The organism is Streptomyces sp. Root1304, assembly GCF_001426405.1.
Taxonomy (GTDB): domain Bacteria; phylum Actinomycetota; class Actinomycetes; order Streptomycetales; family Streptomycetaceae; genus Streptomyces.
Genome location: NZ_LMEP01000022.1, coordinates 358473 through 374977 on the forward strand (window position 1 = coordinate 358473; position 16505 = coordinate 374977).

Sequence of the window (16505 nt, forward strand, 5' to 3'; positions counted from 1 at the left end):
TCGGCAGCGGCACCCCCGAGGTCATCGGTCGCCGGCCAGGTCCAGGTCGTCGCTGCGCGCCCCGGCCGCCACCTCGGTGGGCCGGGGGCCGCGCCACGGGTGCGCGATCGGGTGCGACACCGCCTGCCACCACGACTCCCCGGGCAGCTTCCCGCCCGGTTCGAAGGGCTCGCCGGGGCGCGGGAACGCCACCGCCTGGCCGGCCTCGTCGGCGGAGTCCTTCGTCCACTCCCCCGGCTCGGCCCACGGGTGCGGGGCGAGGTTGAACGTGCCCCAGTGGATCGGCAGCAGGACCCCGGCGGGGCCGCCGCCCTGGAGGTCCAGGTGCAGCGTCACAGCCGACAACGCCTGTAGCAACAGCCCCTGCCGTGAGTACCTGCGACGCCGGGGCATCCGGCACACGATCCCGGAGAAGACCGACAGTCAGGCCGTCCGCCTGCGCAAAGGCTCACGCGACGGACGGCCAGTTGACTTCGAACACGATCGACCGAACGAGTCCTAGCCGAGTGCGCTGTGGCTGAGCCAGCCGCTGGCGCCGACGAGGACTCGGGCGCCGTGGGTGGTGCGCGTGCCGGCGTAGAAGTAGAGCTTTCCGTCGCTCATGGCGGTCCAGAGGTCGGGGATGCTGTCGCCGTTGAGATCAGGCGTACCGATGATCATCGGGATGGCGGAGGATCCCCAGCCGGAGCTTCCGTAGATCTCGTCCTTGCCCGTGGCCGAGGTCGACGCGAGAGCGATCGAGTTGAGGTCGAGGCCGCCTCCGGCGAGGGCCTTGCCGTGCCGGAGGAGAAGGCCGCGTGCAGGGTCCTCGCTTCGCCACAGGAGGTCGGGGACGCCGTCGCCGCCGATGTCGGTGACCATGACGATGTCTCTCTGGTCCCAGGCGGTGTCGAGAAGCAGGCGGGCTTCATGGAAGGCGCCGCCGGTGTAGCCGACGAAGGCCCAGAGCTGGGGGCCGGCCTTGACGAGCATGTCGGGGAGTTTGTCCCCGGTGATGTCGCTCGTCGCGACGATCTGGGTGAGGCTGCTGGGAGCAGGAGCGTTGCTGGGGAGCAGGATTTCACGGCGCTTGTCGATGTTGACGGCGCCGTAGCCGTCTCCTGGGTAGACCCACAGCTTGCCGCCGACGCGGGCGATCATGTCCTGGAGGCCGTCGCCGCCGTAGAAGTCGCCGTTGTGGGTGATCAGCGCGCCCTTGAAGTGGGCGCTGGCGGGGGCGATGAAGGCGGGAAGGTCGTCGCCGTTGGGGTCCTTGTCGGGGTTGTAGCGGTAGGCGCCGGACATGGAGTAGTCGACGTCGCCGGTGCCCTTGAGGAGGTCCGCGGTGGCGTGGGACGGGTAGAGGCGGAGGTTACCGGCGGAGGTGATCGCCAGGAGGTCGGGGAGTTTGTCCCCGGTGAAGTCTCCGGGCATGTCGGCCTGGTCGCGCGGGGTGACGTAGAAGAAGTACTTCGTGGGTTCCGAGACGTGGCCCGCGCCGTCGATGGTCCTGACGAAGAGCACGTTGGGGCCGGCGGTGGGCGGCTTGGCGCTGCTGAGCAGCGCCGTGGTGGTGATCGGGGTCCCGGCGGTCCGAGTGAGGGAGAAGGGATAACCGGAGGAGTTGAACCCGTACTCGTACCGGACGACGTCAGTGTCCAGCGCCCGGAAGGTGAAGGAGCCCGGGGTCCCGAACTTCTTCTTCGACCACTTGGCGTCCTCTGCCTCGTTTCCGAAGGCGTTCTCATTGCTGTCGGCGTCGGGGAAGTCGACGGAGGTGACCTTCGGCGGCCGGGGTGCGGCACTGTCGAAGACGAATCGGCAAGGAATGCCGGCAGGGGCGTAGGTCGAGGTGGTGCCGGCGTCGTCGATGGCCCGTACCTGCCAGGAGTAGGTGGTGCCGTTGACGAGGCCGCTGGTGGCGAAGCCGGAGGTTGTACGGAGGGCGGCTGCGGTGTCGCCGCCGACGGAGACCGTGCCGGTGGCCTTCAGCATGTCTCCTGTGGTGGCCCACTTGCCGACCGGCCACAGGTCGAAGTCGATCCGGTCGAGGTTCTTGTCCGCGTCGGTCGACCGGGCAGTGAAGGTCAGCGCTTCGGCGCCCACGCGAACGTACGGCGCGGTGGTGGTGCACTTGGCGTCGGGGCCGAGGTCGAGATTGGTCGGCGCGGTCGGAGGGCGGTTGTAGACGAGGGTGAGCGCGGGGGCGTTCTCGCCGTTCGCCTGGAACTTCTTCCATGCGTACTGGGAGTCCTCGTCCCGTGCGCGCATGCCGAACGTGACGGAGCTCTTGCCCTGATCCGCCGCGCTCTGCGCCGCCGCCCTCACGTCGAAGGTCTCATAGGCGTCGCGGCACCCGGTCTTGTAGCCGTGCGCGAAAGTCCCGGAGGCGACCTTGTTGCCGTCGTGCAGTCGGGGGGCGTTCTTCCAGTTCGTCCGGCCGCTGATCGCACCGGTGACGTGGACGCTCATTGACCTGGGGCTGCACGACCACGAGTAGGTCTCCAGCAGGCTGAGCTTTGCGCTCATGATCTTCGCGCCCTTGAGGGTCTTGTCGAACGCGATGTTGAAGTACGAGCGGGACGTGCCCCACGTGTCGGACTCGAATCCGACCCGGGCCTCGTGGCTGCCTCCCTTGTTGAAGTCCTTGCCGTTGAAGAAGGTGGCGTTGGGGAAGCGGCTGTAGGCGGTGGTCCAGTCCTGCGTGTGCTTCGTGACCGAGGGGTCGATGAAGACCGGGTAGGTCGTGGTGGAGTCGTTGAGGAAGTCCTGGTTCGGGGTCAGCAGCCAGTTCGACTCGGACAGCTCGGCCTCCACCAGGTCACCCCGCGATTCGGGCGAGGGTCCGTTGAGGAGCGCCAGTCCCAGAGTCGCGGCGGAGCCGGACTGGGAGGGTGCGGGGGTCGGCTCGGGCGGTGCCGAAGGGAGCGGTGACTCGGTCAGCGTGGGCTGGGGCCCGTCGGTCGCCGTGGGCAGGACCTCGGCGAGTGGGTCGGTCACGTCGTTGGCCAGCTCTTCGGCACTGGCCGTGGGGCTCGGTGCGGCGGAGGTCGTGGTGCTCGTGGACGGGGCCGGCGTCTCGGACGCGGAAGGCTGGGCGGTGGCGCCCACCGATCCGTCGGTGACTGCCGGGGTGCCGCTGCTGTCCCACATCATCGGGGTCGCGGACATGGCGACCTCGTCTCCGTCGGTGGTCTGCGCCGCGACGACACCGGAGGCCGGGTCAAGCCGGAAGACGAGGTTGGACGACATCAGCCCGTACGACAGCTGCGCGATATGAGGATCCGCCGCCGCCGCACGGTTCTTGAGAACGATGAGCTGCGCGAAGCCGGTGTCCTCCGCGGTGAGGACCAGGTCCGCGCCGGGGAAGATCTCGGGGTAGAGCGCACGCGACCCGTCGATGATCGGGGTCGGTACGGGCCCTGGCCAGGTGAGCTGGATGTCATAGGTCCCGGCGACCGTCATCGTGATCAGAGGAGTACTGGCGGCAGGTTCCTCGGAGACACCTCGAACGAGGGAGACACGCCTGACACTCTTACGGGAAGCACGGTCAACGGAGCCACCGGCGGAGAACACGATGCGCGTGTTCGTCGCCTTCGGCTCCCAGCCGTCATTCGTACGGTGGAGCGTGGTGTCGACGGGCTTCCAGTCACCGCCGGACTTCGCCCAGATCGGGGAAGCGTAGAGCTTCTTCTGCGTCAGTCCGTCGGGGCGTGCCCATGTTGTCGAGCGCGCCGTGCGCTGGGCGGTGATCTCGACCGGCTTGCCGGTCTTGCGGGCCAGATTGAACGCGGTGTCCTGAGCTACCACCCGGCTCTCGCCGTGCTTCTCGGAACCGTTGCCGGGAAGCGATGAATTCAGGCCACCTGATGCACCAACAGGCCGCAAGTTGGCATAAGCGATTCCTCCAGCGGCGATTGCGACGGCAACTACTGCCGCGCCAACGCGCCGACCGGGGTTGCGCCATCCTTCTTGACTCATGTGCGAGGTCCCCTTCCCCCCAGAATCCGGGGCTCTCGCGCACCGGCTGGAACTACGAAGCCAGCCATGACGTCTAAGAGGGCGACCTGGGTAGCACACCCTCGGGGAGGTCACGGCTGGGCCAGCTGATGATGGCCTACGGCATCCGCCCCGTCACGCCGCAACCGGACCGTCGGAACGGGACCACCGCGGGGCAGAAGCAGGATTCCGGAAGCAGCGAGAAGGAGTTGCTCCGCGGCATCAAGGGGTCGGCGCCCCGGCACATGGCGCTAAACATGCGCAAATCCTGCAAGGTGTCAACCTATTCATCCGCAAGTGGGCGCGGGAATGCCTGATTACCCCAGCCGAGTGCACTGATCCAGTTCATCGGAATGGTTCCGATGAACCGCATTGATGCCACACCATGCCATTACGTTCCGTGACGATGATCACGCCTGCCCGGCGTTCTCTGGCATTCCTTCACGTCATGACCGCAGAATCTGCGCAAGCCTGAAGTGCAATCACACGCGGTCCGTTCCGGTCCCGCTCCGAGTGGTCCGGGGGGACCCCGTCTTGTCTGGTCGTCTTTCGCCTGCCCGTCGTCGCAGACGGCGCCTCTTCCTTCCCGCCTTGGGGGCGGCGCTCCTCGTCGGTTTGCTGCCCGCCCAGTCGATGGCTCTGCCGCCCGACCCGACCGCTGCGGAGACGGGCCGAGAAACCCTCGAAGCGGAGCCGCTCGCTCTCGAACCTCTTGTGGAGGAAAAGCCGGTCGAGGGCCAGACGTTCGAGGAGGATCTCGAGACCTTGAAGGTCGAGGTCCCCGACGACCAGCAGGCGGCCCCCGCCGGTACCACGACCCCGCCGCCGGCGAACACCGGCACCGTGACCTTCGGGTCCGGCGTCAGCCAGACCTCGGCCACCAGCACGACGGCCGATCAAGTGGGCCTCCAGCCGGCCACGAACAGCGTCCCGGTCAGCCTCGGTCAGGCTGTCGGCCAGCCCGCCCCCACTGGCACCTGGCAGACCACCGTCGTGAACCGGGCCGACGAGATCAGCAAGGTCGAAGGCGCGCTGACGGTCGGCACTCTGGTGACCGTTCAGGCTCCCGCCACGGGATCCGTGCCGGTCTCGGTACAGGTCGACTACAGCAAGTTCGAGAACCTATACGGTGCCGACTGGTCCAGCCGTCTGCGCCTCGTCCAGTTCCCCGAGTGCTACCTGACCACGCCGCTCGAAGAGGCGTGCCAGGAGTACGAGGAACTGGAGACCGTCAACGACACGGGCACCAAGTCGATCACCGCGACGGTCGACACCGCCGCGGACGGCACGACCACACCCGCTGTCACCACGGGCAGCGCCCCGTACTCCGGACCCGCGGTGATGCAGGCCTCCTACACCACCGCCACTCCCGTGGCCACGGGCGGCGACAAGGCCGTCATCGGCACGGTGGACTCCGGTGCCGGCGCCGGAGGCTCGTTCAAGGCGACGCCGCTCGCCTCCAGTGGGAAGTGGTCGGCCGGAGGCTCCTCCGGAGCCTTCACCTGGAGCTACCCTCTGACGATTCCTCCCTCGCCTGCCGGTCCCGCGCCGAACGTGTCGTTCGACTACAGCTCGCAGACGGTGGACGGCAAGACGGCCGTCTCTTCCCCGCAGACGTCCTGGGTCGGCGAGGGCTGGGAGTACGACCCCGGTCACATCGAGCGCCGCTACCGAACGTGCAAGGACGACACGAAGCCTCTGGGCTCGAACGCGGCCAACAACACGGCCAGGGCCGACAAGACCAGCGACCTCTGCTGGGTGTCGTACAACGCGGTGATGTCGCTCGGCGGCAAGACGACCGAGTTGGTCCGGGACGACGCGGCGACCACCGACGCCGAGAACGATACGGAGATCTACCGGCCTCAGGTCGACGACGGCAGCAGAATCCAGCGGATGACGGGTGGTACGAACCGTGACAACAACGGTGAGTACTGGGTCGTCACCACCGCCGATGGCACCAAGTATTTCTTCGGCCTGAACCAGGTGGGTGACGGTCACGCCGACACCAACTCCGTCTCGACTGTGCCGGTCTTCGGCAACCACCCTGACGAGCCGTGCCACGGCTCCTCCTTCGCCGCCTCCCGCTGCACGGACAAGCAGCAGGCGTGGCGCTGGGGTCTCGACAAGATCGTTGACGTCCACGGCAACGTGATGGTTGTCAACTGGTCTCAGGAGAAGAACTACTACGCGGTCCGCGAGAAGCGGAAGGATCCGGAACAGTACGACCGGTACGCGTACCCGACGAGCATCGAATACGGCATGCGCGCGGGCAGCCTCACCAATCCTGCGGCGAAGGTCGTCTTCGGAACGCAGCAGCGCTGCCTCAAGGACGCCACGGCATGCGCGGCCGCGAACTTCGACAAGACCGGCGACCCTGGCGCCTATCGCGCCTGGTGGGACACCCCTGGTGCGCTGAACTGCAAGGCAACCTCCGACCTCTGTCCTTCCTTTCCCTCGTTCTGGACGCAACTGCGCCTGGCAACGGTGACCACGTGGGCTGCCCGTGCCGGCCAGACGGAGCTGGGCAAGGTCGACAGCTACACGCTGCACCAGTCCTTCCCCGAGGACTGGTACGACACCTCACCGGGACTCTGGCTCAACTCCATCACCCGCACCGGTTTCAAGCCCGGTGACACGACCGGCACCATCCAGTCCAAGGACGGCGTCAGTTTCGCCCACTACACCGTCGGAACCACGTCCCCGCTACGAAACCGGCTCAAGGACAAGCAGCTCCGCAACCTGGTGCCGACCGGGCTGGCTACGGACAAGCGCCCCCCGTTCACTCGACCCCGCATCGGCACCGTGGCAACGGAAGCCGGCGGCAGCATCGAGGTCGAATACGCCGGCGGATGCGCGGCTGAACCAGCCCAGGACCTGGGCAAGGCCAACACGTACTGCTACCCCGTGCGCTGGTCACCTGACGGCGACGAAAAGACGCCCGCCAAGGCGTGGTTCAACAAGTACGTGGTCGCGTCGGTCACCGAGACCGACAAGGTCACCTCGCTCTTCACCAAGCCGGTCTACACCCAGTACCGCTACTACGGACCGGCTTGGGCAAAGAGCGAGGACGAGTTCACCCGGCCCTCGCTGCGGACGTACAGCGACTGGCGAGGCTACCGGAAGGTCACGGCTACCAAGGGCGCCAGCATCACGCCGCTGTGGGATACGCCGCAGTCCCAGTCGTTCTCGGAGACGCGCTACTTCCAGGGCGTCGGCGGGGAGGTGCTCGACTCTGAGAACGTGGCCCTGGCCGGGTCGGACGGCACGAAGGTGACGGACGAGCCGCAGTACGCCGGCATGACTGCCGAGACGGTCACCTATCTCAACTCCAACAAGCTGGCCAACGGCAGGCCCAAGGTCGTCAGCAGAACACTCAGCGTTCCGGAGTCCACCACGACCGCGTCCCGCAGCCGTAAGGCAGAGGACGGCACAGCCCTCGACCCGCTTCTCGCCCGTCGGACCAGCGTCAAGCAGACCGACACCATTCAGACAGTCGGCACCAGTTGGCAAGGAGTACGCACAACGACCGTGGGCCGTAACTCGTACGGCCTCCCAACTGCCGTCGAGACCGCCGTCGTCAAACGGAACGGTACCGGGGGCGAGACTCTCTCCGAGCAGTCCTGCACCAAGACCGGGTACGTCCACAACGAATCGGCCTGGCTTATCGGGCTGCCCACGTCGAAGCGCACCACCACGACCACCTGCACCAATTCCGACACGGCCGACCCCGCCACCGAGCTGAAGGGTTCGGTGCAGATCACATACGACAACGACGCTGCCGCACCCACCCGGGGCCTGACCACGTCCGTCTCCGAGATCGACGGCGCCGGTACCACTCACTCCGTCACCACCTCCACGACGTACGACCCCCTCGGCCGCATCCGCACCGTCACCGCACCCGGGACAGGCGCGATCGAGACGCAATACACCCCCGGCGACCAGGGCGGACCAGTCACCGCGGTCAAAACCATCAGGAAGCTCAAGCCCGGCCTCACCGAAATAGTCCACGAGTCCACCACCACCTTCGACCCGGGTCGGGCTCTGCCCCTGACCGCCACCGACCCCAACGGCCATGTCACCAGGACCGAGTACGACGCGCTTGGCCGCCTCATCAAGAGCTGGTCCGCTTCCCGCTCCTCCGGGAGCCAACTCCCCAACGTCGAGGTCGAGTACCAGCAGGCCATCGCCACACCGAACGAGACCCGCCCGGCGGCCGTCACCGTCAAGACCCTCAAGGACGACGGCACCTACGCCCGTCAGATCACGCTCTACGACGGCCTGCTGCGCCAGGTCCAGACCCAGTCCGAGGCCGTCGGACCGGGCAGGATCATCAGCGATACCGAGTACAACTCCGAAGGTTTGGTAGCCGAGCAGACAGGCAGCTACCTCGCCAAGGGCGAGCCCGAAACCAAGCCGTTCGAAGTCAAGTCCGCCACCCTCATACCCAGTCGCGCCAAGACCTTTTACGACGGCCTCGGCCGCGCCGCACGACAGACCACGTTCCACGGTGCGATCGCCAAGTACTCCTCGTACACCGGATACGGCGATGACAGCGTCACGGTGGACCCGCCCGGTTCCACCGTCCCGAAGACGACGACGTACTCCGACGCCCTCGGTCGCGTCACGTCGATCCGCCACTACACCGCCCTCGGCAGCAACGGCCCCTACCGTGCGACCACGTACGGCTACGACAAGCGCGGCAACCGCACCGCGGTCACCGATTCGGCCGGCAACACCTGGACGTACGCCTATGACGCACGAGGCCGAGTGACAGCTGCGAAGGACCCCGACACGGGCACCACCAAAACGGAGTACGACAACGCCGACCGCCCGACCCTCGTCACAGACGCCTCCCTGAAGTCCACGTACACCAAGTACGACGAACTCAGCCGGGTCACCGAGGTCCACGAAGGCTCGGCAAGCGGCGCCCTGATGAAGTCATTCACCTACGACAAGGCCGGCGCGCTCGGCCTTCTCCACGAGTCGACGCGTCACACCGCCGACGGTGACTACATCAACCGCGTCACCAGCTACGACACCGAGTACCGGCCCACCAAGCGTGAAACCGTCATCCCCAGCAACAGCATGACGACGGGCATGTCGGGCGTGTACGCGTACACCTACACGTACACGCCCATGGGTGCGCCTCTCTCAGTCACCCTGCCCAAGGTCGGCGGGCTGGCCGACGAGAAGGTCATCACCCGATACAACGAGGACGGCCTGCCCGAGTCCACCTCGGGCCACAACTGGTACACCACCGACGCCAGCTACTCCCCGTACGGCGAGGTACTGCGCACCGTCTCCGGCGCCCAGCCCTACCGGGTCTGGACCACCAACTTCATCGACGAACACACTGGTCGGCTCCAGCGCACGGTCACCGACAGGGAGACCGCCGGCCCGCACGAAATCACGGACGCCCGCTACTCCTACGACACCGCCGGCATGATCACCGCCAGCGCCCGAAAGCTCTTCGAAGCGGCGGGGGCGGCCTGGGACAACCAGTGCTTCACCTACGACGTCATGGGCGAGCTGGTCAACGCCTGGACGTCGAATATCACCCCCGCGGACATCAAGACCGCGGGCGGCACCGGGTGCAAGGCCGAAAGCGGCGCCACATGGGGCTACCGCAATGACGGTGCTCCCTCCAACGGTCCGGTCGCGGACGCTGTTCCCCAGGCCGGTACCCAGCCCACCAACCTCGCCACGACAGCTCCCGCCGCCAGCACCGTCGCCACCGGCGCGACCGCCTACCGCCAGTCCTTCACCTTCGACCGGCTCGGCAACCGCGCCACGATGACCGAGCACGACCCGGCCGGCGACACCACCAAGAACACCAGCTACGGCTACACCTACAACCCCAGCCAGCCGCACACGCTGACCTCCGTCGCCACCGCCCCGGCAGGCAAGGGCAGCAGCTACACCTACAACCCCACCGGCACCACCCGCACCCGAGACCTGCCCGGCACCGACCAGGACCAGACCCTCGAGTGGACCAACGAGCACAAACTCGCCTCCAACACCGTCGGCACGACCAAAACCACCTACGTGTACGACGCCGAGGGCAACCGCCTCCTGGAAAACACCTCCGGAGTCGGCAGCACCCTCTACCTGGGCGAAGCCGAGGTCACCACCAACGGCACAGCCATCACGCAGGCCTCCCGCGCCTACGCCCAGGCCGGCGCACCCACCGTCGTGCGGACCACGAACGGCACCAACACGGGTCACGTGCTCAACGCCCTGATCGCCGACCATCTCGGAACCGCCAACACCACCGTCGAACTCGCCACCGGCCAGAAGGTCACTCGCCGCTCGCTGAAGCCCTACGGCGAACTCCGCGGCCCCAAACCCGCGAACTGGCCCAACAAGCGCGGCTACCTCGGCGTCGGGATCGACGACACCACCTCCGGCCTCACCCATATCGGCGCCCGCGAATACGACCAGAACACCGGCCGGTTCCTCTCTGCCGACCCCATCATCGACCTCACCGACCCGCTCCAAATGAACGGGTACACCTACGCCAACGCCAACCCGGTGTCGAAGAGTGACCCCACAGGGCTCCGCCCTGACGGCCTCTGCGGGGGCAACTCCAGCACGTGCCGACCGGATGGCCCGACCGAGATGTCGGTCAACTATCACGAGACCTGGCAGCCAACCGGAAACGGGTGGAAGTTCTCCGCCTACCAAGAGTGGAATGGAAAGCGCGATTTCAAGCAGGTCGCCGGCGTAAACTGGGGCACTGTCGTCGACGTGACACCCCGCAAGATCGTGTACAACTGGAACACCGTCGCCGGTGTGGGGCGCGCCTTTTCCGGATATCTGGCGGCGTCCCCACTCTCACTGCTGCCGGGGTATTCTCCGACAAGCCTCTACGACAAAACCATGGAATCGATTGGCGTCGACACCAGCGACCCCGGATACGAAGATGGCGAGTTCCTAGGGGACGCGGCCGGCATCATGTTCATGGGAGTCGGCGCCGCCAAGGCAGGCGCAAAGGCAGCGGCAAAATCCCTCTGCCACTCCTTCCTCCCGGGAACCGAAGTTCTCATGGCTGACGGCACCCGCAAGAAGATCGAGGATGTAGAGGTCGGCGACACTGTCGCCACAACCGACGTCGAAACGGGCAAGAAGGCAGAGAAGAAGGTCCTCGAAACCATCCGGACCGAGGACGACAAGGATTTCACCGAGATCACTGTCGCGACGGGTGAAACCCTGTCAAGCATCATTGCCACCGACACCCATCCCTTCTGGGTTCCCGCCCTGAAGGAGTGGGTCCCGGCCGGCAACCTGAAGATTGGCCATTGGCTCCGCACGAGTGCGGGCACGCTGGTCCAGATCACAGCACTCGACCACTACGCAAAGCGCCAGCGCACGCACGACCTCACCATCGAGGACATCCACGCGTACTATGTGCTGGCGGGGGCCACGCCGGTACTCGTTCACAACTGCAACCCGTCGGTCGACGATGTGTTTGCGCGGGCCGCCGAGCTCGGCGACTCCAGTGGTGAATACCTCTATCGAGGAGTCACCAACAATCACTACAAGCTCGCGGAAGCGAGGGCAGGTATTGCGGAACCCCGCGGCGGCCACAGCGATCCTGTTGCGCACTCGGGTGATAACACGGAGAGTGTTTTCACATCGTGGTCACCTGACCTGGAGACAGCGCGAGAATTTTCAGAGGAGTTCGGTAGTTCGGGGGCTCTGGTTCTCAGGATTCCGCGCAGTGCAATCGATCCAAGCCGCATGAGAGTTGCCGGACAGCGGGGACTTGAAGAGCTGGAAGTCCTCATTGAGGGTCGCGTCACAGGCTGCCAGGTGAGCTGTGAATGGGGGCCATTTAGGTGACGGAATCGAAGTAGTCGTGTCCGGGAGAGGAGTTTCAAGTGTCTGGAACCAGTGCGGGTGATCTGTTTGCGCGCTATTGCTTGCCCGGGAACAGGTATAAGAAACTCCTCTCCGGGAGCTTCATGAGGGCTGGCCATGAGCAGGCCCTTGAGTTTGGTGCGGCCTTGATGGACGACGGTCGGCAGGCGTCGGCGAGTGAGCTGGAGCAGCTCCTGGGCGGCGACTGGCGGGAGGCTCTTACGGCGTGTTGGCTCATCGGGTTTGCGCAGAGATCTGAATTTCGAGACGAGCTGCACAGGCTTATCGAGGAGGGGGGCGCCAGACGCACGGAAAAAGGCGTTGCCTTCGCGCTGGCTCGGTTCTGTCAACCCTCTGATGCGTATGCCTTGAAGCGTCATCTGGAGCGCAGTCTGAGCGAGCTGCAAAATCGGGGAAACCAGCCGTGGTGCCTTGGTGCGCTGCTGCATATCGAGAGGCGTTTGGGCGTACGGCTTTCGCAAGATCTTCTTGCGCCCGAAGGGTTGTGGGATCGTTGGTCGGCGGCAGGCTTCCTTGAGGTTGCTGATCCTTCCCATTGGGAGAGGGAAGTGGCAGGCTGGATTGAGCTTGCCGAGATCCTGGACTGATCACTGGCAGGCTATACCTACACCCACTTCTGAAGGCTTCCTTTGCTGAAGCCGTTCGTGATAGCGAAACGAAGCCCCGCCGGGTGCGTCCTGGCGGGGCTTCTGCGTGGGGTGACGGCAGTAAATGACGGCAACGTCAGCGGACGATGGCGCAGGGCGGCGGTTCGTCGTTGTCACCGTTGCCCGTGGTGATCGCCGGGCTGCCGAGCGCGGTACTGAGGGTGTCGATGGCGTCGCGTTGAAGGCGGAGCCTTACGTGGGCATAGACGGTGGCGGTGACGCCGATGTGGGCGTGGCCGAGGAGTTCCTTGATCACGACGAGTTCGACGCCCTGTTCAAGGAGCAGGGTGGCGGTCGAGTGCCGCAGGTCGTGGAAGCGAATGCGGCGGAGGCCGGCCTTGCGGAGGAGCGTGATGAAGGCGCGGGTGAGGTTGGTCGGGTCGATCGGTCGGCCCTGCACGGTCGTGAACACCTGCCCGTCGTCCTGCCATGTGGTGCCCGCGGTCTCACGTTCGCGCTTCTGCTGCTCGTGGTGGAGCTTCAGCGACTGGACGCAGCGGGTGGGGAGGGCGATGCGGCGCTCGGAGGCCCGCGTTTTGGTGGGCAGCGTGGTGAGCCCGCCTGCGCTGGTGCGCTGCAAGGTTCGGCGGATGGCGGCGGTGCCGGCGTCGAGGTCGAGGTCTTCCCAGCGCAGGCCGAGGAGTTCGCCCTTGCGGAGTCCGGTGTGGAGGGCGAGTTCGAACAGCGCGTGCAGCCGGTGGCCCTGGGCGACGGTGAGGAGTTGGCGGGCTTCGTCGGCGGTGAGGGGTTCGAAGCGGCGGGGCCGTGGGGTGCCGGTGCGGACGTTACGGGCGACGTTGCGCGGGATCTCTTCCTCCCGGACGGCGTGCTCCAAGGCGGACTTGAGCACGGAATGGAGGTAGGTGAGCGTCAGCGGAGAGAGCAGCTTGGAGCAGCACCGGCCAGCGGCGCAGCAGCGGTGCTGGTCGCGCCGGGCGTCGATGCCGCGCGTGCAGCACTGACAGGTGGTGCGGAGCTGGTTGAGCCAGGTACGGACGTCCTTGGCGGTGAGCTTGGCCAGCTTCTTCTTGCCCAGGCCGGGGATCAGGTACCGGTTCACGCAGGTGGTGTAGCGGGTGTGGGTGTTCTCGCGGAGGTGGTGGACGGCGACGTTCTCCAGCCAGTACGTCAGGTACGCGCCGACGCTGCCCTGCGCGGAGGGCACGGGAAGGCCGCGGTTGCTGGCGGCGATCTTCTCGGTGAGCTTGGCCAGGGCCTCCTTCCGGGTGGTGCCGTAGACGCGAACACGGCGACGGGTGTTGCCGGGGGCGAGGACGTATCCGGCAGCCTCCCACCGGCCGTCCTTGCGTTGATAGACGGTCCCGTCGCCGTTGGCCCGCACGCGGCGGGAGGTGGGGGTGTAGTGGGGCGTGGTCATCAGGCGGCGGCTTCCTGGTCGAGTCGGGTGCGGATGAAGTCGGTGAGGGCGTGGGTGGGGATGCGGCGGGCGCGGCCGAGGGTGATGGAGGCGAGCTGGCGGGTGCGGAGCAGGTCGTAGACGGCGGAGCGGCCGAGCTGGAGGCGGGCCATGACCTGGGGCACGGTCAGCAGCTCTTCCGGCGTACTCAGTCCCCGCCGGGTCGGGGCTGGTTCCTGCGCGTTCATCCGCAGCCCCCTTCGGCGATGAACCGGCGTTCCAGTTCCCGGCGGTGCCAGACGGCGGCTGCGAGGAGCGCGCCGCCGGGGGTGTAGCCCGAGCCCTGGTAAGCCCAGTGGCCGACGACGAGGGTGGTGTCCGGGCCGGGCTCGGGCAGGCCGGCGTGGGACCGGGCCTGTTCGGTGCGCCAGGCGCGGCGGGCGGTGCGCAGCGCGCCGAGAGTGGTGGAGTAGCGGCGGGACTTGGTGGAGAAGTGGCCCCGGAAGCCGAGCATGTGCGCCCACTTCCAGAGCTTCAGTTCGGCGAGCTCCGGCAGCTTGCCCAGCTCCCAGCAGGTGCGGATCATCTGCCGCACGTGCCGGGCGACCGCGAGGCGGGGCAGCGGGCGGGACTGTCCGGTGCCGTCGCACGTGGTGCAAGGGAGCGGGGTTCCGTGGGGCAGGAGGGTGGCGCCGCGCCCCTGGCAGGGGCGGCAGAACAGGGCGCGGTCGAGGGTGCCGGAGGCGTCGGCCGACTTGGTGGCGTACTTCGCCACGTAGGCGGCCACCGCCTGGTCGGTGAATTCGGCGTCGGCGCCGAAGGCGGCGATCTCGCGTATGTCGAGCTGTTCGCCCCAGGAGAGTTCGCGTTCCCCGACCGCGTCCGACTCGACCGTGACGCGGACCCGTGCGGCGGCGGCGCGTACGGCGTCGGTGAGCACGGCGACGGTGGCGTACGGCGGCGGGGGCTGACTGGTGCCGTCCGGGCCGTCGAGCCGGATGACGGCGTGGAAGTGGACCAGGCCGCGCTGCTGGTACTCGGCGACCTTGGCGAACGAGACCCGCAGGACCGCGTGCGCGGCCTTCTGGGTCATGCCGAGCCGGGCGGCGATCTCGCGGCGTAGGTAGGTGGTGAAGCGGGCCCACAAGGCTCCGGCGTGGGCGTTGAAAAGGACCGCGCCCGTGTAGTCGTAGCTCGCCGGATTCAGCGGCGTTCCGAGCAGGACGTCCGTGGGTTCGTGGAGCTTGCGGCAGCGGCAGAGCCGGATGCCGCCGCCGGGCGTGGTGGGGCGGTTGTGGACGGGGCCGAAGGACGGCGGGGTGAGGGTGACGAAGACGCGGGGGTGGGTGCGGACGGTGTCGGGCACGGTCTTGCCGCCGGAAAGGCCGGCGCGGATGAGGTGGTAGGTGTCGGCGGCGTAGAGGCGGGAGCAGGCCGGGCAGCGTGAGGCACGGCGGTTGCCGCACGCGGTGAGCAGACTGCCCGTGGGCTCGGCGGAGGAGGTGTAGGAGCGCAGGACCTCGCCGGTCGTGGTGTCGACGGTGGCGGTGCGGCCGGTCAGGCGGACGGGTTCGGTGCAGCCGCCGAGGCGTTCGATCTGCTGCTGTGCTCGGTCGAAGTCGGGGTGGTTGACGAGGTGGAGCAGGTCCCGCACGGCGGGGCTTGCCACGTGGCGCAGGTCCAGGGTGACCATTCGGGGCGTGTCCCTTCTGTCGGGATGGGAACCCCGAGCAGCAACCGGCCATGGTTGTGGGCGTGTTGGTGCTGCTCGGGGCATGACGAACCAGGCCCAACGGGTGGGCATGGATTTCGAGGGAGGGGCGATCCGGCAGGTGGCCGGGGTGGCTCAGAGCTGAGCGAGGGCGGCGGTGGCCACCGGCAGGGCGACGCCCATGCGGGTCGCGAGCTGGGCGGCGGTGACCGGTGTTCCGTGCTCGGCGTGGTGGGTGTCCGCGATGCGCCGGGCCGCACTCAGCAGTGCGGCGGGCAGGGCCGGGCGGGAGCCGGAGGCAGGCGCCTTGGCGACGGCCGGGACTGTGGCGGAGCCGGGTACCTCGATCACGGTAGGCACTTCGGCCGGAGGCGGCGTAGGTGTCGCGGCGGGGACCGGCTCAGGGGCCGGGGCCGCCATATCGGGAGCGGGCACCGAGGTGGGCACCGGCTCAGCGATGGGCGCGGGGGCTGGGGTAGCGGTGGTGGCGTCCTCCAGGTGTGCGGCGGTGTGGAAGTGGGCCAGGAAGGCGGGACCGACGTGGCCCCAGCCCAGGAGCAGGAGCGGGGCGACGGTATCCAGGCAGGCCCGTCCGTAGCGTCCGGTCAGCAGCGGCTCGGCGGTATTCAGGGCGAGGGTGAGCAGCCCGCACAGGTGCAGCAGTCGCGTGCCGGCCTTCAGGTCGTGCTCGGGGACGCCGCGCAGGGCCAGGAAGCGCAGGGCGACCAGGAGTCCGACGACGGACAGGTCCACCATGGGCGCGATCAGCGGCGCGATCGGGCGGGGGACGCCGAGCCGCAGGGCGAGTGCCCAGACGTTGCCGAAGGAGAAGACGAAGGCCAGGGCCGCGATTACGGCCATCACCACGGTCACGGTGCGCCGGGTGAACCGCTCCTCTGCCATGCGGGGAACCTCCTCTCTCAGGACGTGC

General features: G+C 67.5%; 7 protein-coding genes and 1 pseudogene. 2 read left to right on the forward strand and 6 right to left on the reverse strand.

Annotated features, from left to right (window positions below; genetic code table 11):
* Positions 1-21: 21 nt before the first annotated feature.
* A pseudogene (locus ASD33_RS21035) lies at positions 22-327 on the reverse strand (MBL fold metallo-hydrolase); the annotation flags it as partial.
* A 171-nt stretch (positions 328-498) separates the two neighbouring features.
* The gene (locus ASD33_RS21040) at positions 499-3960 is read right to left on the reverse strand and encodes a DNRLRE domain-containing protein (RefSeq protein ID WP_056562494.1); all 3462 of its coding nucleotides are present in this window, start codon (positions 3958-3960) and stop codon (positions 499-501) included.
* A 651-nt stretch (positions 3961-4611) separates the two neighbouring features.
* On the opposite strand from ASD33_RS21040, the gene ASD33_RS21045 reads away from it, so the two are divergent.
* Both ASD33_RS21045 and ASD33_RS21050 read left to right on the forward strand, forming a co-directional pair.
* Positions 4612-11820 carry a polymorphic toxin-type HINT domain-containing protein gene (locus ASD33_RS21045; protein WP_242427162.1) on the forward strand — a complete coding sequence of 2403 codons (7209 nt, stop codon included), beginning with the start codon at positions 4612-4614 and terminating at the stop codon, positions 11818-11820.
* A 38-nt stretch (positions 11821-11858) separates the two neighbouring features.
* A complete protein-coding gene (locus ASD33_RS21050) occupies positions 11859-12446 on the forward strand; it encodes a DUF6000 family protein (protein ID WP_056562500.1) in 588 nt (195 codons plus the stop codon).
* A 136-nt stretch (positions 12447-12582) separates the two neighbouring features.
* Here the strand turns inward: ASD33_RS21050 and ASD33_RS21055 are convergent, their stop codons facing one another.
* From ASD33_RS21055 to ASD33_RS21070, 4 genes are all read right to left on the reverse strand, one after another.
* Positions 12583-13884: a site-specific integrase gene (locus tag ASD33_RS21055; protein WP_056562502.1), complete on the reverse strand. Its 1302-nt coding sequence runs from the start codon at positions 13882-13884 to the stop codon at positions 12583-12585.
* Positions 13884-14111, reverse strand: coding sequence for a helix-turn-helix domain-containing protein (locus ASD33_RS21060; RefSeq protein ID WP_199863560.1), 228 nt, complete (start codon positions 14109-14111; stop codon positions 13884-13886). The genes ASD33_RS21055 and ASD33_RS21060 overlap by 1 nt, the downstream gene beginning before the upstream one ends.
* Complete coding sequence (locus ASD33_RS21065) at positions 14108-15556, reverse strand: replication initiator (RefSeq protein WP_056562505.1); 1449 nt, start codon at positions 15554-15556, stop codon at positions 14108-14110. Before ASD33_RS21065 ends, ASD33_RS21060 begins: the two co-directional genes overlap by 4 nt.
* A gap of 153 nt (positions 15557-15709) precedes the next feature.
* Positions 15710-16477, reverse strand: a complete 768-nt coding sequence (locus ASD33_RS21070; RefSeq protein ID WP_056562508.1) for a DUF2637 domain-containing protein — start codon at positions 16475-16477, stop codon at positions 15710-15712.
* Between the last annotated feature and the right edge of the window lie 28 nt (positions 16478-16505).